The sequence below is a fragment of the Bacillus sp. AFS053548 genome (genome assembly GCF_002575105.1).
Lineage (GTDB): Bacteria > Bacillota > Bacilli > Bacillales > Bacillaceae_G > Gottfriedia.
In genome coordinates, this window is record NZ_NUHI01000035.1 from 37,538 (window position 1) to 57,498 (window position 19,961).

15 protein-coding genes and 1 pseudogene are annotated in these 19,961 nt (G+C 33.5%); 3 read left to right on the forward strand and 13 right to left on the reverse strand.

Annotated features, from left to right (window positions below):
* Window positions 1–3 precede the first annotated feature (3 nt).
* From CN946_RS18260 to CN946_RS18285, 6 genes are all read right to left on the reverse strand, one after another.
* Window positions 4–1,008, reverse strand: coding sequence for a thiamine pyrophosphate-dependent dehydrogenase E1 component subunit alpha (locus tag CN946_RS18260; RefSeq protein ID WP_098428781.1), 1,005 nt, complete (start codon window positions 1,006–1,008; stop codon window positions 4–6).
* A gap of 97 nt (window positions 1,009–1,105) precedes the next feature.
* Window positions 1,106–2,527 carry a dihydrolipoyl dehydrogenase gene (lpdA, locus tag CN946_RS18265; RefSeq protein ID WP_098862436.1) on the reverse strand — a complete coding sequence of 474 codons (1,422 nt, stop codon included), beginning with the start codon at window positions 2,525–2,527 and terminating at the stop codon, window positions 1,106–1,108.
* 19 nt (window positions 2,528–2,546) lie between these two features.
* Complete coding sequence (gene buk, locus CN946_RS18270) at window positions 2,547–3,647, reverse strand: butyrate kinase (RefSeq protein ID WP_176547376.1); 1,101 nt, start codon at window positions 3,645–3,647, stop codon at window positions 2,547–2,549.
* A 118-nt stretch (window positions 3,648–3,765) separates the two neighbouring features.
* On the reverse strand, window positions 3,766–4,860 hold the full coding sequence (gene bcd, locus CN946_RS18275; protein ID WP_098428784.1) for a branched-chain amino acid dehydrogenase: 1,095 nt from the start codon (window positions 4,858–4,860) through the stop codon (window positions 3,766–3,768).
* 30 nt (window positions 4,861–4,890) lie between these two features.
* Entirely contained in the window at window positions 4,891–5,796 is a 906-nt protein-coding gene (yqiS, locus tag CN946_RS18280) for a phosphate butyryltransferase (protein WP_098862438.1), read from the reverse strand.
* Window positions 5,797–6,005: 209 nt separating this feature from the next.
* Window positions 6,006–8,078, reverse strand: coding sequence for a sigma-54 interaction domain-containing protein (locus tag CN946_RS18285; RefSeq protein ID WP_098862439.1), 2,073 nt, complete (start codon window positions 8,076–8,078; stop codon window positions 6,006–6,008).
* A gap of 188 nt (window positions 8,079–8,266) precedes the next feature.
* Here CN946_RS18285 and CN946_RS18290 point away from each other — a divergent pair, with 188 nt between their 5' ends.
* Complete coding sequence (locus tag CN946_RS18290; protein ID WP_069034062.1) at window positions 8,267–8,515, forward strand: DUF2627 domain-containing protein; 249 nt, start codon at window positions 8,267–8,269, stop codon at window positions 8,513–8,515.
* 84 nt (window positions 8,516–8,599) lie between these two features.
* Here CN946_RS18290 and CN946_RS18295 read toward each other — a convergent pair whose 3' ends face one another.
* On the reverse strand, window positions 8,600–9,334 hold the full coding sequence (locus CN946_RS18295; protein ID WP_286133978.1) for a glycerophosphodiester phosphodiesterase: 735 nt from the start codon (window positions 9,332–9,334) through the stop codon (window positions 8,600–8,602).
* An 83-nt stretch (window positions 9,335–9,417) separates the two neighbouring features.
* On the opposite strand from CN946_RS18295, the gene CN946_RS18300 reads away from it, so the two are divergent.
* Window positions 9,418–9,585: a YycC family protein gene (locus CN946_RS18300; RefSeq protein WP_098862440.1), complete on the forward strand. Its 168-nt coding sequence runs from the start codon at window positions 9,418–9,420 to the stop codon at window positions 9,583–9,585.
* A 229-nt stretch (window positions 9,586–9,814) separates the two neighbouring features.
* Complete coding sequence (bacA, locus tag CN946_RS18305) at window positions 9,815–10,615, forward strand: undecaprenyl-diphosphate phosphatase (protein WP_098862441.1); 801 nt, start codon at window positions 9,815–9,817, stop codon at window positions 10,613–10,615.
* 929 nt (window positions 10,616–11,544) lie between these two features.
* On the opposite strand, the gene spo0A is transcribed toward bacA, so the two are convergent.
* From spo0A to dxs, 6 genes and pseudogenes are all read right to left on the reverse strand, one after another.
* Window positions 11,545–12,333 (reverse strand): sporulation transcription factor Spo0A, encoded by a 789-nt coding sequence (gene spo0A, locus CN946_RS18310; RefSeq protein ID WP_098862442.1) that lies wholly within the window; start codon window positions 12,331–12,333, stop codon window positions 11,545–11,547.
* A gap of 643 nt (window positions 12,334–12,976) precedes the next feature.
* Window positions 12,977–14,086: pseudogene (gene spoIVB / locus CN946_RS18315) on the reverse strand (SpoIVB peptidase); the annotation flags it as partial.
* Window positions 14,087–14,397: 311 nt separating this feature from the next.
* Entirely contained in the window at window positions 14,398–16,128 is a 1,731-nt protein-coding gene (recN, locus tag CN946_RS18320) for a DNA repair protein RecN (protein ID WP_098862444.1), read from the reverse strand.
* 32 nt (window positions 16,129–16,160) lie between these two features.
* Entirely contained in the window at window positions 16,161–16,613 is a 453-nt protein-coding gene (ahrC, locus tag CN946_RS18325) for a transcriptional regulator AhrC/ArgR (protein ID WP_069034068.1), read from the reverse strand.
* A 180-nt stretch (window positions 16,614–16,793) separates the two neighbouring features.
* Window positions 16,794–17,621, reverse strand: a complete 828-nt coding sequence (locus CN946_RS18330; protein WP_098862445.1) for a TlyA family RNA methyltransferase — start codon at window positions 17,619–17,621, stop codon at window positions 16,794–16,796.
* A 15-nt stretch (window positions 17,622–17,636) separates the two neighbouring features.
* A complete protein-coding gene (gene dxs / locus CN946_RS18335; RefSeq protein ID WP_098862446.1) occupies window positions 17,637–19,517 on the reverse strand; it encodes a 1-deoxy-D-xylulose-5-phosphate synthase in 1,881 nt (626 codons plus the stop codon).
* Window positions 19,518–19,961: the final 444 nt, after the last annotated feature.

A 19,961-nucleotide genomic window follows, 5' to 3' on the forward strand; every position in this document is an offset into this window, starting at 1 on the left:
CTCTTATTCTTCGTAAACAAACTTCAATGCATGCTCAGGTGCTGCATATGGAGCGTTTTCTGCGTAATCAGTTGCTTCATCAACAATCGCACGAATTTTTGTATCTAATTCTTTTTCTATTTCTTCTGTTAACACACCAACTTCATGAAGGTATTTTGCAAATGTAAATAAGCAATCTTTGCTTTTTGCTTCTTCTACTTCTTCACGAGAACGGTAAATACGATCGTCATCATCACTTGAGTGTGCAGTTAATCGATAAGATACAGCTTCGATTAATGTTGGACCTTCTCCGCGACGAGCACGGTCAACTGCTTCTTTTGTTACACGATAAACTTCTAATGGATCATTACCATCAACAGTGAAACCAGGCATGCCGTATCCAATTGCACGATCCGATACTTTTTCACATGCTAATTGCTTCTCAATCGGTACTGAGATAGCATATTTGTTATTTTCACACATGAAAATTACTGGTAACTTATGTACACCAGCAAAGTTTGCGCCTTCATGGAAATCACCTTGGTTAGAAGAACCTTCACCAAATGAAACCCAAGAAACGATATCTTTACCTTCCATTTTTGCAGCTAAAGAAACACCAACAGCGTGAGGAACTTGAGTTGTAACTGGAGATGAACCTGTAACGATACGATTTTTCTTTTGTCCAAAATGACCTGGCATTTGACGTCCACCAGAGTTTGGATCTTCTGCTTTTGCAAAACCAGAAAGCATTAATTCTTTTGCTGTCATTCCGAATTGTAAAACTACACCCATATCACGGTAGTATGGTAATACGTAATCTTTTGTATTGTCTAATGCATACACTGAACCAACTTGAGCTGCTTCTTGACCTTGACAAGAAATAACGAACGGAATTTTACCAGCACGATTTAATAACCACATACGCTCATCAATACGACGTGCCATTAGCATTGTTTCATACATACTAAGAACGTCATCATTTGATAGACCAAGCTGTTCATGACGGTTTGAAGTTGTAACCTTTTCCATAAATATCCCCCTTTTACCACATACATGTGTGGAAGCGTTTTAAATCATTATAGTGATGAAATGTAGAGATTTGCTCTCTACATTTCAATTTTTTAAATTAAGAGTGAATTGCTAATCCTTCTACAGCAAGTGCTGCTTCACCAATAGCTTCTGATAATGAAGGATGTGGATGAATTGTATGAGAAATTTCCCATGCAGTTGCATCTAATACTCGAGCTAAACCTGCTTCAGAGATCATATCAGTTACATGAGGTCCAATCATATGGACACCAAGAAGATCATTGGTCTCTTCATCAACAATTATTTTAACAAATCCATCATGCTCACCGTAAACTAACGCTTTACCGATTGCACGGAATGAGAATTTTCCTTTTTTAACGGTATAACCTTTTTCTTTTGCTTCACGCTCAGTTAAACCAACAGATGCAACTTCTGGATTACTATAAACACATTTACTTACCATTGTTGGATCTAATGGAAGTGGTGAATTACCTGCAATATGCTCAACTGCAATTGTACCTTCTCTTGAAGCAACATGTGCTAATTGTAAGCCACCAATTACATCACCAATTGCATAAATATGTGACTCTTTAGTTTGGTAATTAGCATTTGTTTGGATAAAACCATTTTCAACTACGATGTCAGTATTTTCTAATCCGATTCCTTCAACATTCGCTTGACGGCCAACAGATACTAACATTTTTTCAGCAGTGAAAGATTTCTCAGTATCTTTATGAAGCGCATTAATTCTAACACCATTATCAATTACTAAAGTTTCAGCTAAAACCTTCGCATCAGTAACTAATTTAATACCTTTTTTCTTTAATAATCTAGTCATTTCTTTAGAAATTTCTTCGTCTTCTAAAGGTAAAATAGTTTTACTGTACTCGATTACTGTTACCTCAACACCAAAATCTGCTAACATTGAAGCCCACTCAATACCGATTACACCGCCACCAACGATAATAATTGACGCAGGAAGTGACTCCATTTTTAACGCCTCATCAGATGATATTACATGCTCACCATCAATAGTTAATCCAGGTAAAGACTTTGGTCTTGAACCAGTTGCGACTAAAACGTTCTTAGGAATTAGCATTTCGTTCTCGCTACCATCGTTCATTTCTACTGAAATTGTACCTGGCATTGGAGAGAAGATTGAAGGACCTAAAATACGTCCTAAACCGTCGTATACATCAATTTTCCCTTGTTTCATTAAGTGTTCAACACCTTTATGAAGCCCGGCAACGATATTTTCTTTTCTTTGTTGTACTTTGCTAAAATTTAATGTTACGCCTGATGTTTCAACACCAAACTCTTCACTTTTCTTAGCAGTTGAAAAAACTTCTGCACTACGTAATAATGCTTTACTTGGGATACAGCCTGCATGTAAGCATGTTCCACCTAGTTTATTTTTTTCTACTACCGCTACTTTTAATCCTAATTGAGAAGCACGAATAGCAGCTACATAGCCGCCTGTACCGCCACCGAGTACGACTAAATCATATTCTGTTGCCATGATGAAATTCTCCTCACATTTATACTAAAGATTTAACTGCAAATTCTCCAGGATAGATTTTTGCTTCTTCTTCTTCTCGAAGTACGCGAAGTGCACCTTCACAAAGAGCTTGAAGTTCATTTTCACCTGGTAAAACAATTACACGTGTCATCCACTTAACTCTTTTTGTTATTTCATTAACAATAAAATCACTATAAGCAATTCCACCTGTTAATATAATTGCATCAATATTGCCTTCAAGAACAGCTGCCGCACTTCCAATTTCTTTTGCGACTTGGTAAGCCATTGCTTCATATACTAATGCAGCTTTTTCGTCACCATCTTCAATCATGTTTTCAACTTTAATTGCATCTGCTGTTCCAAGATAGCTAACTAATCCACCTTGACCAACCATCATTTTTTGAACTTCGTTAATATAGTAGTCACCAGAGTAACAAAGTTTTATTAAGTCACCAATTGGTACAGTTCCAGCTCGCTCTGGACTGAAAGGTCCTTCACCATCTAAACCGTTATTTACGTCAATTACGCGTCCTTTTTTATGAGCACCAACACTCACACCTCCACCCATATGGGCGATAATAAGGTTTAAATCGTTATATGACTGTTCTAACTGTTTTGACACTTTACGTGCTACAGCTTTTTGGTTTAAAGCATGGAAAACACTTCTTCTTTCCATAAGTGATTGTCCGCTGATTCTTGCAACCGGATCTAATTCATCAACAACTACTGGATCAACGATAAATGCTGGGATGTTTAATCCTTGTGCAATCTCATTAGCAATGATTCCACCAAGATTTGAAGCATGCTGGCCACTATAACCAATTTTCAAATCTTCTAACATGATTTCATTTACTGCATAAGTTCCACCTTCGATTGGTCTAAGTAGTCCACCTCGACCACATACAGCACTTAATTTAGAAATGTTAATGCCTTCTTTGTGTAATACCTCTAAAATAACATTTTTTCTAAATTCATATTGATCAATTATTGTTTTGTATTTATTTAATTCTTCATCGTCATGGCGTATTGTTTGTTCAAAAATTGGTTTTTCATCATCAAATACACCAACCTTTGTGGATGTGCTGCCAGGATTAATTACTAAAATACGATGCATTGTCAACACTCTCCCTTCTAAGTTTACCTTACCTTTATAACTAGAAAGAAAGAGGTACTATTACTTCACTCTTTCTTTCCATCTAAAAAATAAAGGAATTTTTAATTAAAATTTATTTAGTCAATTATCTTCTGCTTAAGATGTTGTGACCATTTGATAAGAATTGGCTACGAGATTTTGCCATTGTAGCAATACGCTCTTCAGCTAAACGGTCTGCAGCTAAATAAGTTGGAATACCGTCACGTTTTGAAATTTCGATAACTTTTGCAATGTTATCGTATAAGCCTTCAACTTTTTTCATTGCACGGTCGTAGTTGTATCCGTATAACTCATCTGCAACGTTGATTACTCCACCAGAATTGATTACATAGTCAGGAGCATAAACGATACCTAATTCATGGATTAAATCACCATGACGAGTTTCTTTTAATTGGTTATTTGCAGACCCTGCAATAACTCGCGCTTTTAATAGTGGGATAGTTTTATCGTTAATTGTTGCACCTAATGCACATGGTGCATAAATATCACATTCTACTCCATAAATATCATCTGGATCTACTGCTGTAGCACCAAATGCTTCTACTGCACGTTGTACAGCTTCTTTATTAATATCCGTTACGATTAATTGAGCACCTTCTTCATGTAAGTACTCGCAAAGGCTGTATGCAACATTACCAACACCTTGGATTGCAATTTTTTTACCTTCTAAGCTGTCAGTTCCAAATGCTTCTTTTGCAGCAGCTTTCATACCACGGTAAACACCAAATGCAGTAACTGGAGATGGGTTACCTGAAGAACCGAATGATGGTGAGATACCAGTTACATAATCAGTTTCTTCGTGGATTAAATCCATATCTGCAACAGTAGTACCTACGTCCTCAGCAGTAATATATCGACCATTTAAGCCTTGGATATAACGACCAAATGCACGGAACATTGCTTCGTTTTTATCTTTACGTGGATCACCGATGATTACAGTTTTTCCTCCACCTAAGTTTAAGCCAGCAGCAGCATTTTTATAAGTCATACCTTTTGCTAAACGTAGAGCATCTTCAATTGCAGCTTCTTCTGATTCGTAAGTCCACATTCTTGTTCCACCTAAAGCTGGACCTAATGTAGTATCGTGGATCGCAATAATTGCTTTTAATCCTGATTCTTTATCTTGGCAGAAAACAACTTGCTCATAGTCATAAGTTTCTAAGTATTTGAAGATTTCCATGTAATAACAGCTCCCTTAAAATGTGTAAGTTTAGTTTTTAGAATTACATATAGCTAATGCTAATGAATATAATTTTGTCATTGCAGAGTCAGAACGCGATGTTAAAACAATCGGTGCCTTTGCTCCAGCAATAAGTGCAGCCACTTCTGAGTTAGCCATAAAGACTAATGATTTATATAAAATATTTCCAGTTTCTATTGTAGGTACTAATAAAATATCAGCTTGCCCAGCAACTTCTCCAGTTAAGCCTTTATGTTTAGCTGCTTCAACAGAAATGGCATTATCAAGCGCTAATGGTCCATCAACAATACAATTTTTAATTTGTCCTCTTGTATTCATGACAGTTAATGATGCTGCATCTAGTGTTGCTTGCATTGCAGGATTTACTACTTCAACAGCTGCCAGTACAGCAACTTTAGGGGTTTCTATTCCTACTTTCCTTGCAATTTCAACACTGTTTTCAATAATTTTCACCTTTTGATCTAACGTAGGTGCTATGTTCATCGCAGCATCTGTTACGATTACAGCATTTTCTCTTCCAGGTACGTCGAATATTGCAACATGTGATAAAACACTTTTATCTCTTAAACCATATTCTTTGTTCAATACTTCTTTTAGAAGAACTGAAGATGAAAGATTACCTTTCATTACAATTGAAGCTTCACCAGAGCGAACAGCTACAACTGCATTTTTAGCAGCCTCTTTGTTTGAATGAGAATGAACAATTTTAAGTCTTTCTGCAAATTGTTCGTTTTTTAATAAATCTTCATACATTTCATAGATAGCTTGCTCGTTTCCGAAAAGTAAAAAGTTTGCTAAATCATTATCTAACGCAATTGAAACTGCTTCTTTTACTTCGAAGTCCTCAGCAACAGCTACAGCAACAGTTTGCCTAGAATGATTTTTCGCACGTAACATTATATCTGTTAAATTCATTGAAAGCCCTTCCTTTCATCCCCTTGCACTATATAAAGCAATTTGCGTGCCAACTTTCGAAAAAGGATAAAACTATTTTAAAAATAGTTGAAAAGCCTTACATTACCAGTATTCTAGTACCAGGTACTAGTAACACCAATAAATCTATTCTACAACAATATTTTGAAAAATGACAGTAATTGTATGCAAAAATATTCATAGCACGCAAATTATTGCGTGCTATTTTTTGCAGTGTGGTATTTTTCCAATTTATAATACAAATTCCTTACTGATATTCCAAGCTCTTTTGCTGACCTTGTTTTATTGCCATTATTTTTCATTAATATCTTTTCAATAATTTCACCTTCATAATTTGTAACCATTTCATCAAGAGAGCTTATTTCTTCAGTATGAACTTCGTTTTGATGAACAGATTGTTCTTGCTTAACTTGTACAATCGCTGATAAATGTTCAGGTAGGATTTGTTTTTCATTAAATTTCATAAATATAACAGCTCTACCTAGCACATTTTCCAATTCCCTAACATTACCAGGCCAATTGTAACTTTTTAATTTATTTAATGCTGATAATGAGATTCCCTCAACATTTCGACCGTAATCTTGATTAATTTTGGCTAATAATCTTTCGCCAATCGGTAAAATATCTTCAATTCGTTCCTTTAGTGCAGGAATAATAATAGGAAGTTTATTTAATCGATAATAAAGATCTTCTCGAAACTTTCCTTCAATGATTGCTTCCTCCAGATGAACATGCGTCGCAGCAATGACTCGCACATTTATAGGAATAGACTTTGTCCCACCAACACGTCTAATTTCTTTCTCTTGTAGGACCCTTAATAGTTTGGCTTGCATCGCAGGTGATAATTCTCCAATTTCATCTAAGAAAATACTACCATTATTAGCTTCCTCAAAAAGCCCTCTTTTCCCACCACGTTTTGCGCCAGAAAATGCACCTTCTTCATAACCAAATAATTCACTTTCCAATAAAGTTTCAGAAATCGCAGCACAATTCACTCGAACAAATTTATTATATTTGCGATCGCTTTCATTATGAATCGCATGAGCAAACAATTCTTTACCTGTTCCAGATTCCCCACGTAGTAATACCGTAGCAGGAGTGCTCGCAGCTAATTTAGCCTGCATGATCGCTAAACTGATTCCTTCAGATTCACCAGCTATATCCTCGAATGAATATTTTGCTTCTAATGTTCTAATAATTTGACGTGCTCTATGTAGTTCATTCGTTAACTGTGAAATTTCAGAAACATCATGGATTACTCCAACACTACCTTTTAATTTTCCGTCTACGATTACAGGGGCCACATTCACTAGTACATCACGATTTTGCTTCCCGACTTTCATTCGATGTCCACGAACAGCTTGTTTTGTTTTCAAAACTTTTAAATGCACACTTTCACCTTCAGCAATATCAATTGTTGCATGTTTACCAATAACTTGTTCACTTGATAGTCCGGTCAGTCTTGTGTATGCCGGATTAATAATAATTCCATTACCTTTTTCATCAACAACTGAAATTGCTTCATCCGAACTTTGAATGACTGCTTCAAGCATGCTATAAACTTCTTTTAAATTTGTAACCTCTTCTGCTAAATCTATTACCTCAGTATCATCTTTAAAAACAGAAATTGCACCTTCAAGTTCACCATCTTCTCGAAAGATTGGAATTCGAGTCGTAAAAATCTTACTTCCATTAATTAAAATATGCTCTTGATTAATTTCCTTCTTTTTCGTTTGAAGAACTCGAGGTAATTTACTAGTCGGGACAACATCCAATATATACCTACCAATCGCAGCATCTTTATCAGTATGTAACATTCTTTCTGCTGAGCGATTAAATAAAAGAACTTTTCCCCATTTATCAACCACAATCATCCCATCGTGAGTGTTGTCCAAAATGAGTTCTTGTTGTCTTTTTTTATTATTGATTAAATTAAAAAGTGATTCTTTTTCTTGAACAAGATCAGATATCATTTTTGCAACAGAACCTGGGATCACTAAAGTATGCATAGCTTTATACTCGATTAATTCCTGGTATATGGTTTCATCTCCAGTAGTATTTATGACAACATCAATCTCTTCGTTTAAATTAGACTTCCAATCCTTAAGTATTGGAATGTGTAAGCTTTTAGCAAATTCTAATCCTTTAGCCTCTTTTATCATATCTACTACTGCAACAACATGAAATAAATCAGAATGTGATAGAAGCTTTAATACTGCCGTGCCTCCTGTTCCCATTCCAACGATCATTACGTTTTGTTTCATCTTAGTTCACCTACTAATTTCAACAAATTATTAAACACATTAGACTATTATATATAAAAAGTTATTCTTTCGTCTATTTCAAATGTTTTATAAAGGCTTGACAACACTATCCTTGTATAAGATTATGAAGAAAGAGAATTACGTAATTTTATACTTTATTGTTACTTTTAACGGAGGAATTAATAAACATGAAAGAATCATTTACACGTATGTTAGCATTCGTTGTGATTGTTGTACCAATAGCTTTAGCAGTTATCGGAATTAAATTACTTCGTGATACGGTATTTCTAATCCATTCTTTTGGCATTCCAAATCTTCCATTGCAATTATTAATCGGACTTGTTTCATTAGGAGTCGGTTTTTATTTAGTCGGAAGCTTTGTATTATTTAGAGATCGTAAACGAAACAAAGTTCAAGGTAGATTTTTAAAAAGATAATTTTTGTGGGAGTATAACCTAGGTTCTAAATTAAAACCAAAAGATAAATAACAAAACAAAAAAGTGCTGATAAGAGCACTTTTTTTATTTACTAAGTAGTTGACTTCTGACTTGGAAAGCTAGCTCTGGATAGTCAGTAATAATCGCTGTACATTTAACTTCAAATAATCCTTTCATAACAGCTGGTTCATTGATTGTATAAGGTCTTACGGCTATGTGATGTTCCATAGTTTCTTCTATTTGTTCATCAGTAATTATACGATAATTAGGATGAATTGCATTTGCTTTATAATCTTCAGCAATCTTCCACGGTTCTTTACTTCTTCTATTAAATAGAACTGCTGTTTCAATATCCGGTGCCATTAAGTGGAATTTAAGCATACTTTTATGGTTAAAGGAAGATAAAACAATTCTTTTTTCATATTCATATGAACGGATTAAATTTATAACTCGTTCCTCTAGTCCATGGTATTCGATTTTATCATTTTTTAATTCAACATTGATACTAAAGTTATTTCCTTTTGCCCATTCAAATACTTCTTTTAAGGTTGGTATCGTGCATCCCTTAAATTGTCGTTTAAATCGATAACTAGCATCAAATTGCTTTAATTCAGCTAACGTATAATCTTTAACGAAACCTTTACCGTTAGTTGTACGATTTATTGTTTCATCATGAATAACAACGATTTCACCATCTTTTGATAAGTGTACATCTAACTCTATTCCGTCTGCCCCTAAATCTTCACATGCCTTAAAAGAAACCATTGTATTTTCTGGGTAGGTTCCTGCAGCACCTCTATGACCAATAATATCAACCACTCAAATTCCCCCCATGTGAGAAAATATGTACTTTCTTCTATTTCTTATTGTATACTAATTTTACGAAACTAAGGAGGATTATTATGCGACCATTGCAAATTTCGCCTGAAACGGCAATTTTACTTTCTAAGAAATTAAACGTTCCTTTAGAACAAATTATGCATATGCCACAGCATATATTAATGAAAAAGTTGATGGAATTAGATTTACCTAAAAGCGAAGAAGCTTCTGAGGATAATGAATCTAAATAGTAAATAAGCTTTAAACAAGAAAGCAGAAGTAGTATTTCTACTTCTTTTTTTATGGACCTTTTTAATTTATTCTAATCTTAAATTACATTTTTATGTAAAATTGTACAAATAATTAACAATTATGAGCTAATTTTAATTTAAACTTCCTTTCATATTAATTCGTTTTCAAGTAAAATGTAATGTATTGTGTATATTTTATAACGAAAAGTATTTATGGAGGTATTTTTAAATGTTACCTGATTGGTTAATTGGTTTGATCATGGGGATGGTAGAAGGATTAACAGAATTTTTACCGGTATCTTCTACTGGTCATATGATTTTAGTTGCTGATTTATTAAATTTCACAGGTGAGAAGGCTTCATTTTTTGAAGTAATTGTTCAACTTGGTTCAATTCTAGCGGTAGTTGTTGTTTTTTGGAAACGACTATGGTCAGTACTAGGAGTTAAATCAGATGGGTATAGACAAACGAACCTCAACTTAATTCATATTATTATCGGTGCTATTCCAGCCGGGATTGTAGGGCTTATATTCCATGATTTCATTAAAGATGTTTTATTCTCACCTAAAACTGTTGTAATCGGATTAGTAGCTGGCGGTATTTTATTAATTGTTGCTGAAAAAGTCTCTAAACATCCTAAATCATCTGATTTAGATCACATCTCATATAAACAAGCTTTTATTATTGGTTGTTTCCAAATGCTAGCTTTATGGCCAGGATTTTCACGATCAGGCTCTACAATAGCTGGGGGATTATTATTTGGTTTAGATCGAAAAACTTCTGCAGAATTTACTTTTATTTTAGCAGTACCAATGATGATTGCTGCTAGTGGATTAGATTTGATTAAAAATATCGATATTTTGAGTGCTTCAGATTTACCATTATTCGCAACAGGATTCATCACAGCATTCGTAGTTGCATTACTTGCGATCGTTTCCTTCTTAAAATTATTAGAGAAAGTAAAACTAACAGGTTTTGCAGTTTATCGTTTTATAGTAGCGATTGTTTTCACGATTGTGTTTATATTTTAATTAAAACTACAAAAGATAGGACAACCATATTGGGTATGTCCTATCTTTTTTATTTCTATATACAATTTATCGTTATTTTACAAATGGAAAAAGGCTATTCGTACAACGTATACGAATAGCCTTTGTAATATATATGTTAGTTATTTAAATTTTAAAATTGTTGTCTATTGGCGAAAGCCCTACCTCTCTTTCGCAATTCGGCTCCAGGGCCGTTCCATTAGGCAGCTTGTTTCACAACAATCTTCACTAACAGACACTACTACTAATATATAAACAAGGTTGAAATAGCTGACGCGTCATGGAATACGTCCAATTTTCTCCCAAATTTCGTAGTAATAATATCGTTTTTCTATATGTTACAGTGGCGCAATAAATATTATAGCATACTACAAATTATTAGGCAAACTAATTTTTATTTAATATAAATCAACGGACTAGCACTTACATTGTTCCTAAGTAAAATTTAAATTTCGTTGTTATAGATTTGATTATTGGTTGAATTACGTAATTTTTTCTTCAGAACAGTAGTTATAAAAATCTACTTTTTCAGAAAAAAAAGTTCCAATTAGAAACCAAGTGAATGTTTGTTCCTAATCGACATACTTATATTGATGAATTAGTTGATTGGAACTAAAGGGATGCTCGACTCCTATGGGATATGAGGGAAGCCTGAGACCCCGCAGGCTTGCCNNGGAAATCAACATCACTCTACTCCTTTTACGAAAATTTGGTAATATATTGATAAACTCATTATTCAACAACAAAAGAAAACGTTGTCTACTATAGACAACGTTTTCAGATTACAAATATAATTGCTAATGCGAAAAAGTACCGAAGATCTCATAAGAAGTTATTCGCTAAGAGAAATGTCTGTGGAATCACTACCAGGAAGTTAATCGGATTCTTGGGTAATTAGTACTAAAAATAAATTAAGAAGCTTTATGTTCTAAACGTAATTTATCAGCTACCATTGCAATAAATTCTGAATTTGTTGGTTTTGCCTTTGACATTGAAATTGTATAACCAAATAATGTAGAAATACTATCGATATTGCCACGGCTCCATGCTACTTCAATCGCATGTCGAATTGCACGTTCAACTCGGCTAGCTGTTGTATTAAACTTTTTAGCGATATCTGGATATAAAACTTTTGTAATTGAACCTAAAAGCTCAATATCGTTGTATACCATCGAAATCGCTTCACGTAAGTACATATATCCTTTAATATGTGCAGGTACTCCAATTTCATGGATGATACTTGTGATACTAGCATCTAAGTTACGTGGCTTACTTTCGTAATTTGATACTAAAGAAGGTGCATTACGTTTAGTTACCGAACTACCCTTTCCAACTACTTGACGGATATTGCTGATTAGATGCTCCATATCAAATGGTTTTAAGATAAAATATGATGCACCAAGGTCAACAGCTTTTTTAGTAACATCCTCTTGACCAAATGCTGTTAGCATAATAACGTTTGGAATTTTTTCAACTAAGCCAGCGCGTAAACGATCTAAAACCGCTAATCCATCTAAATGAGGCATAATAATATCTAAGACTAGTACGTCTGGCTTTTTATCCTTCACTAGAGGTAAGCAGTCTTGTCCATTAAACGCAACCCCAACCACTTCCATATCTGTTTGTGCGTTAATGTAGTTCTCTAACATAATAACAAGTTCTTTATTATCATCAACTAATAATACTTTAATTTTCTCCACGCCCGTTCCTCCCTACATCCTCTATAGTGAATTTTCATTACTTATTACCGATAATTTCGACAATAAAAATTTATTTCCTGTTTTTATTATAAATTCTGAATATTTTTATTAATATAGATAGTTTTCTTCAATTTCTTCTAGCATTCGACGATTGGGTTAAAAACTACTATGTATTAAGTCGAATTATACATATAATTCATTATATAAAAAATTAAATAGTATGTAAATTTATAATTTTTAATATAAATTTACAATTCTGTAACATTAACAGTCATATCAACCATCCTCTATATTAAAATTTTTTTAATCTTTCGATGTTGCTAATATTATATTACCATTTTTTTCCTATTTTGACTTATTTTTAACAAAATACACTACAAAATAATTAATAAGTGTATTTTTCAATGTTGAAACCAATTCATAAAAGGAAAGGGTATTTTAGATTATTTTTATGTGCTATTTCATTTAATGAGAGTTCCTTTGAAAGGGATCCTTAACACTTATGAGAGATGCAGTGTAGGCCTTTGAGCCCTTACACAGAAGTGACGGGTAGGAAGAATATTGCTTTACAGAAATCGAGCATTCTTAATGGAAATAAACATAAAAAATACACCTACATAATTTGATAGGTGTATTTTTTAAATCAAGAAGCCTTTTTATCTTGATAATCATAAATTGGTACTTTAGCCTCATCAAGCATCCACTCAATATGAACCCCATACCCACTAGTCGAATCATTTACAAAAACATGTGTAACTGCTCCGATTAATTTTCCATTTTGAATGATTGGTGAACCACTCATTCCTTGTACAATCCCGCCAGTTTCTTTAAGTAATCGTTTATCAGTAACCTTTAAAATAATGCCTTTAGTGGAAGGGAATTTTTGTTGAATACTACTTACTATTTCTATGTCAAATGCTTCTACTTTATTATCATGTATTACGGTAAGTATTTTAGCAGGACCTTTTTTCACTTCATTTGATAATGCAATTGGTAATGGTTGTGACATGATCCCATTGTCTATTTTATTGTTAACTTTACCGAATATGCCAAATGGACTATTAGAAGTGATATTACCAATCGTTCCACGATCTAAAGCAAAATGTGCTATTTTTTCTCCTGGTGAACCATCGGCACCTTTTTCAATTGCAGTTACGGTTGAATAGACTATATGCCCATCTTCTACTTCAATGGCTTTTCTCGTATCGCTATCAGAGATCACATGTCCTAGTGCACCATATTTTAATGAATTAGGTTCTATGAATGTCATCGTGCCAATACCAGAAGCTGAGTCTCTTATATATAATCCAATTCGATAGCTATCATGACCTTGGTCACGAATAGGTTGTAACATTTTTGTGTAATACTTACCCTCGCGTTTTACAGTGATTTTTATAGGCTTTCCATACTTCCCTGCTTTTTGAATAAACGGTAATACATCTGACATTTTTTCTATTTGTTTACCATTCATTTTTATAATCATGTCTCCAACTTTAATACCGGCAATTTCACCTGGAGACTTTTGTCCTGAACTAGTATTTACTAAATGATGTCCAACGACTAAGACACCTACTGAGTTAAGTTTTACTCCTATTGACTGTCCCCCTGGTATTATTCTTAAACTGTTTAATACTTTAACATCTACCTTTTTACTTGGTAATTCATTCATACCAAGTGCTACATTAACAATTTCTTGTTGATCCTTATTTTTAATGGTAGATGAAAACACATTATTTTGATTTATATTAAACACGCCAATACCAACTATAAATAAAAGGAGAAGAATTTTTATTATTCGATGAACATTTATATTTTTCACAAGCGAATCACTCTCCTTAGCGCCAAATTTCATTTTTTTTAATTCGTGGCTATGTAGTTAATGTTAGCTTTGCAAAAGCAAAATATGATTGTAAAAATATGATAGATTCTTTAACGTATAATGTTGTATTAGTATGTTTCATTTAGCATTTTCCAATTACTAATTTATCAATAATTCCCATAAAAAAAAAAGAGAATATTTAATGTATAGAAAAAAATTTCCATCATTAAACATTCTCTTTATTTTCATTGAGATTGGTATTTTGCAGAAGCTGCCTGATCGATCAATTCTTTAGCGTGTTGAATCGTTACATCTGTAATTTCAACTCCAGCGATCATCCTTGCAATTTCATTAATTTTTTGATCATTTCGTAATGGTGTAACAGAAGTTTTCGTTCGATTACCATCAATTAATTTGGCGATAAATAAATGCGTATCTGCCATAGAAGCAACTTGTGGTAAGTGAGTAATACATAGAACTTGAGAATCTATAGATACCTTGTGTATTTTTTCCGCTATTGCTTGCGCTACTCTTCCACTAACCCCTGTATCAACTTCATCAAATATAATTGATGTAATCCCCTGATGCTTCGTGAAAATGCTCTTTAATGCCAGGAACATCCTTGAAAGTTCTCCACCGGATGCAACCTTTGCTAATGGCTTTAAAGGCTCACCTGGGTTTGTTGAAATATAAAACTCAACAAAATCAAATCCATCTTTTTTAAACTTTATATGTTGTTCATCTAGTATTGGATCAGATTCTTGTCCCTCTTCAACATCAAACATAATTTCAAAGGTTGTTTTATCCATATAAAGCTCTTTTAATTCTTTATGTATATCAGCAGTCAATTTGATGGCTAATTCTTTTCTTTTATTTGAAAGAGTCTTACCAGCACTAACTAGCTTGATTGTTACATTATCTAAGTCTTTTTGTAACTTCTCGATATGCATATCTTTATGTTGAATAGTATCCAACTCTTGTTCGATATCTTCTGCGTATTTTAAGATATCAGCAACACTGTGCCCATACTTCTTTTTTAACATAGAGATCTCACTTAAACGAGTTTCAATTTCGTTTAATCTATTTGGATCATATTCCATTTGTTCAATGGAATCACGTAATCGATACGATATATCCTCTAATAAGTAATAGCTGCTACTGATTCCTTCATGCATTTCTTTAATGTCATTATCAATATTCGTTACTGACTCTAAAGAATACATACTTGACCTGACCGAATCTAATCCTGAACCATCCTGCGATAAACTTTGATATGCTTCAACTAAAGACTTATAAATGCGTTCAAAATTAGAAATTTTGAGTCTTTCTTCCATCAACTGATCGTCTTCATTTTCTTGCAGATTCGCATTTTGTATTTCAGTTAGCTGAAATTGAATTAAATCCAATCTATGAGCCATTTGTTGTTCATTTTCAGTTAATTGCTTTAACTGTTTTTTTAAGTCTGTATAGTTATTAAATATATTTAAATATTCAGTATACAAAGGAGCAATTGCTTTTGCATCATATTGTTGTAACATCGGTAAATGATGTTCTTGGTCCATCAAATCTTGGCTCTCATGTTGCCCATGAATATCAACAAGTAAACCACCAATTTCCTTAAGTATAGAAGTTGTCACTAATTTCCCATTGATACGGCATACACTTTTACCAGATGAAGTAATATCTCTTTTTAAAATAATCATTTCATCTTCAATGTCAAAGCCTAATTCTCTGCATCTTGAATAAATTAGATGATTCTCATTTTCGATATGAAATAAGCCTTCAATTTCTGCTTTTTCAGTATCATATCTTACGAATTCTGCAGATCCACGACCACCAAGTAACAGGCCGATAGCGTCAATAATAATCGACTTCCCCGCTCCTGTTTCACCACTTAGTACAGTTAAACCCTTTTCAAATGAAATGGAAACTTCCTCAATGATTGCAAAATTTTTAATGATAATTTCAGATAACAATGAGTTTCTCTCCTCTTTTTAAAACCATTCTCCTATTGAAGCATGTCAATAAATTTTTCTTTTAAATCCTCAGCATCTACAGGTGTACGACAAATGATTAAGATTGTATCATCACCACAGATTGTACCCATAATTTCTGACCAATCTAAATGATCAATTAATGCACCAACTGCATTTGCATTACCTGGCAAAGTTTTCATTACAATTAAATGACTTGAACTATCAATTTTAATAAATGAATCAATTAAAAGTCTTTTTAATTTTTGTAATGGATTAAATCGTTGATCTGCAGGTAAGCTATATTTATATCGCCCATCAGATAACGGTACTTTTACTAAATGTAGTTCTTTTATATCACGTGAAATCGTTGCTTGGGTTACTTTAAACCCTAAGTCTCTTAGTGATTGTACTAATTCATCTTGTGTTTCGACTTCATTTTTTGCGATAATTTCTCGTATTTTAATATGACGCTGACCTTTATTCATAATACACCTCTTTGCAAATTCCGACAAATATCTTACTTAAAGAATATCTTATCTAATCTACTCGTTATTGTATATATTTTTTTAAACGTTTTCATAAAATGCATTTTCCAGCATAATTTTTTTCTTTTTACCTTAATTTTAAAAAAGGAGAAAAAGGAAACCTATTTGGTTTCCTTTTTATTATTTTACCTTCTTTAATTCACTATGTGCTTCATTTACAATTTCCATTGGTAATCGATTTAACTCGCTATTTCCAATTTCCTTTGAACCTTCCCAATGAAGATGAATTAAAAATTCAATATTACCGTCTCCACCAGTTATAGGAGAAAAAGTTAAAGCTTTTATATCATATCCTTGGCGAAGCGCAAAATCAATCATCATTTCGATAACTTGTTCATGCACCTTTGGATCACGTACAATACCCTTTTTACCAACTTGCTCTCTACCAGCTTCAAATTGCGGTTTAATTAACGCTACAACATCGCTTGAAGGTACTAATAATGTTTTTAAGACTGGTAAAATCAAACGTAACGAAATAAAGGAAACGTCAATCGAAGCAAATTGAGGTAACCCTTCAATTAAATCTTCTGGTTTAACATAACGAAAATTTGTTCGTTCCATTACAATAACACGTTCATCTTGCCTTAATTTCCAAGCAAGTTGATTGTATCCAACATCAAGTGCATATGATTTTTTTGCTCCATTTTGGAGTGCACAATCCGTAAATCCACCTGTCGAAGATCCAATATCAATCATAATTTTATCTTTAACTGATAGATCAAATGTGTTTATAGCTTTTTCTAATTTGTACCCTCCACGGCTCACATAAGGCATAACGTCACCTTTAATTTGTATAGGGAGTTCGATATCTATTTTTTCTCCAGGCTTATCTAATCTTTGTTCGTTGGTATAGACAAGTCCTGCCATAATTGCTCGTTTAGCTTTTTCACGTGTTTCGATTAAACCACGATCTACTAAAAGTACGTCTACTCGTTCCTTTTTTGCCATTTAATTGTCATCCTCTTATTTATTACAAACCATTTCACGGATTTTCTTAACCGATTCATCTTTTGTTAAATGAATTTCATCAAGTAATTTATCAACATCACCATGTTCAACGAATAAATCCGGTATACCTATACGTTCTACGCGGACGTTTTGAAAATTATTTGAACTTGCAAATTCTAAAACAGCACTTCCAAAACCACCTTGTAATACTGCTTCTTCAATCGTTAAAATCGGTTTTCCGTCCTTAAAGATATCATTTAACATTGCAGTATCCATTGGTTTAATAAATCTTGCGTTTACTACTTTAACCGTAATATTTTCCTTCTCTAACTCATCCGCTGCATCTAATGCCATTTTAATTGTTGTACCAAAAGTTAAGATAACTGCATCAGAGCCTTCTCTTAATACTTCCCATGATCCAATCGGAATTTCTTTTAATTGCTCATCCATTGGTACGCCTATACCATTTCCCCTAGGGAAACGCAGCGCAATTGGACCATCTTCGTATTGAATTGCAGTGTTTACCATATGTTGGCCTTCATTCTCATCTTTAGGCATCATTAAAACTAAGTTTGGTATATGTCGTAGGAAGGAAATATCAAACACACCTTGATGAGTTTCACCGTCAGCACCTACTAATCCTGCACGATCGATTCCAATGAATACATTTAAATTTTGTCTACAAATATCATGTAATACTTGGTCATATGCTCTTTGAAGGAATGTCGAATAAATTGCTAAAAACGGCTTCATTCCTTGCGTTGCTAAACCTGCTGCTACTGTTGCTGCATGTTGTTCTGCGATACCGACATCAAAAATTCGGTCAGGCAATTGAGCTTGGAAATTTTCCAATTTTGAACCGACTGGCATTGCAGGAGTAATCGCAACGATTCGCTCATCTTTTAAAGCTAATTTTAATACAGTATCACTAACAAGTTTACTCCATGCTGGTGGTGCTTTATCCGGCTTAATTAACTTCCCAGATTCTACTTTATAAGGACCTGTACCATGCCAAGTTCCAATATCATCACTTTCTGCTGGCTTATATCCTTTTCCTTTTTTCGTTAGTACATGTACTAATACCGGGCCTTTAGTTTTTTTAGCATATTCAAGAGATTCAAATAAGTCTTCAAAATTATGACCATCAACTGGTCCAAAATAAGTGAATCCCATTTCCTCAAAAAACATTCCTTGTGTAACTAAGTATTTAAGGCTATCTTTTAATTTTTTTGATGTACTTGATAGTTTGTCCCCGATTCCAGGAATTTTTTTGATTACACCCTCAAGTTCACCTTTAGCCCAACGGTATTTCCCAGTTGTTCTCAGTCTTCCTAAAATGCTATGTAAAGCACCTACGTTCGGAGCTATAGACATTTCATTATCATTTAAAATAACGATGACATCTTTTTGTTCATGTCCAATATGATTCATCGCTTCAAGAGCCATCCCACCAGTTAATGCACCATCGCCGATAATTGGAATAATGTATTCACCAGTTTTTTTAATATCTCTAGCAATAGCCATCCCCATTGCGGCAGATAGTGAAGTCGAGCTGTGCCCAGTTTCCCATACATCATGCTCACTTTCATTTCGCTTAGGAAAGCCACATAATCCCTTAAATTGTCTTAGTGTTGTAAATTCTTTTGCACGACCAGTTAATATTTTATGAACATACGATTGATGTCCTACATCCCATAAAAATTTGTCTTTAGGCGAATCAAAGACTTTATGTAATGCAATCGTTAATTCAACAACTCCTAAATTTGGCGCAATATGACCACCTGTCTCAGAAAGCTGTTGAATAAGAAATTTACGAATTTCTTCACTTAATACTTCTAATTCACCGTTCGTTTTATTTTTTAAAAAGCTCGGATTTTCAATTGTCGTAAGATCCATCTTGGATCACTCACCTTCCTAGATGTTAAATCTATATAAATAATTCATTATTATGTAATTTTATCTATAAAATGATTTTACCATACTTGTAGTTAAACGCTAGTTTCTTAAATGACTAACTCTTAACACCATGTATCATAATACCATTTTTATTAAAATCTGTTTAATGTTTTTTATTTTTATAGAACAAAATTATAAATATTTTTTCGCAAAATGAAAAGAAAGCCGCTAGCACAAATGTGTTAACGGCCTACATTTCTGTATATTTTATTAACAACATTAACGGTTTTGAACTACTCATGACTAAAATCACGAGATTCTTGGGAACAAAGCATACTTGCTAGCATATTTCTTTACTAGCAGCGGTTTCTTTTATTTACCAAGCTATCCCCGTAATCCCTACGGTTAAGTTTTCCTAACACTAGGAAAAACAAACTCAGCTTG

Excerpts from the sequence above, each read along its gene's own strand:
- yqiS (WP_098862438.1), bottom strand. The coding sequence starts at position 5,796 with ATGAATTTAACAGATATAATGTTACGTGCGAAAAATCATTCTAGGCAA.
- dxs (WP_098862446.1), bottom strand. The coding sequence starts at position 19,517 with ATGGATCTTACGACAATTGAAAATCCGAGCTTTTTAAAAAATAAAACG.
- CN946_RS18290 (WP_069034062.1), top strand. The coding sequence starts at position 8,267 with ATGAAAGAATCATTTACACGTATGTTAGCATTCGTTGTGATTGTTGTA.
- bacA (WP_098862441.1), top strand. The coding sequence starts at position 9,815 with ATGTTACCTGATTGGTTAATTGGTTTGATCATGGGGATGGTAGAAGGA.
- lpdA (WP_098862436.1), bottom strand. The coding sequence starts at position 2,527 with ATGGCAACAGAATATGATTTAGTCGTACTCGGTGGCGGTACAGGCGGC.
- bcd (WP_098428784.1), bottom strand. The coding sequence starts at position 4,860 with ATGGAAATCTTCAAATACTTAGAAACTTATGACTATGAGCAAGTTGTT.
- CN946_RS18260 (WP_098428781.1), bottom strand. The coding sequence starts at position 1,008 with ATGGAAAAGGTTACAACTTCAAACCGTCATGAACAGCTTGGTCTATCA.
- CN946_RS18330 (WP_098862445.1), bottom strand. The coding sequence starts at position 17,621 with ATGGCAAAAAAGGAACGAGTAGACGTACTTTTAGTAGATCGTGGTTTA.
- CN946_RS18300 (WP_098862440.1), top strand. The coding sequence starts at position 9,418 with ATGCGACCATTGCAAATTTCGCCTGAAACGGCAATTTTACTTTCTAAG.
- CN946_RS18285 (WP_098862439.1), bottom strand. The coding sequence starts at position 8,078 with ATGAAACAAAACGTAATGATCGTTGGAATGGGAACAGGAGGCACGGCA.
- ahrC (WP_069034068.1), bottom strand. The coding sequence starts at position 16,613 with ATGAATAAAGGTCAGCGTCATATTAAAATACGAGAAATTATCGCAAAA.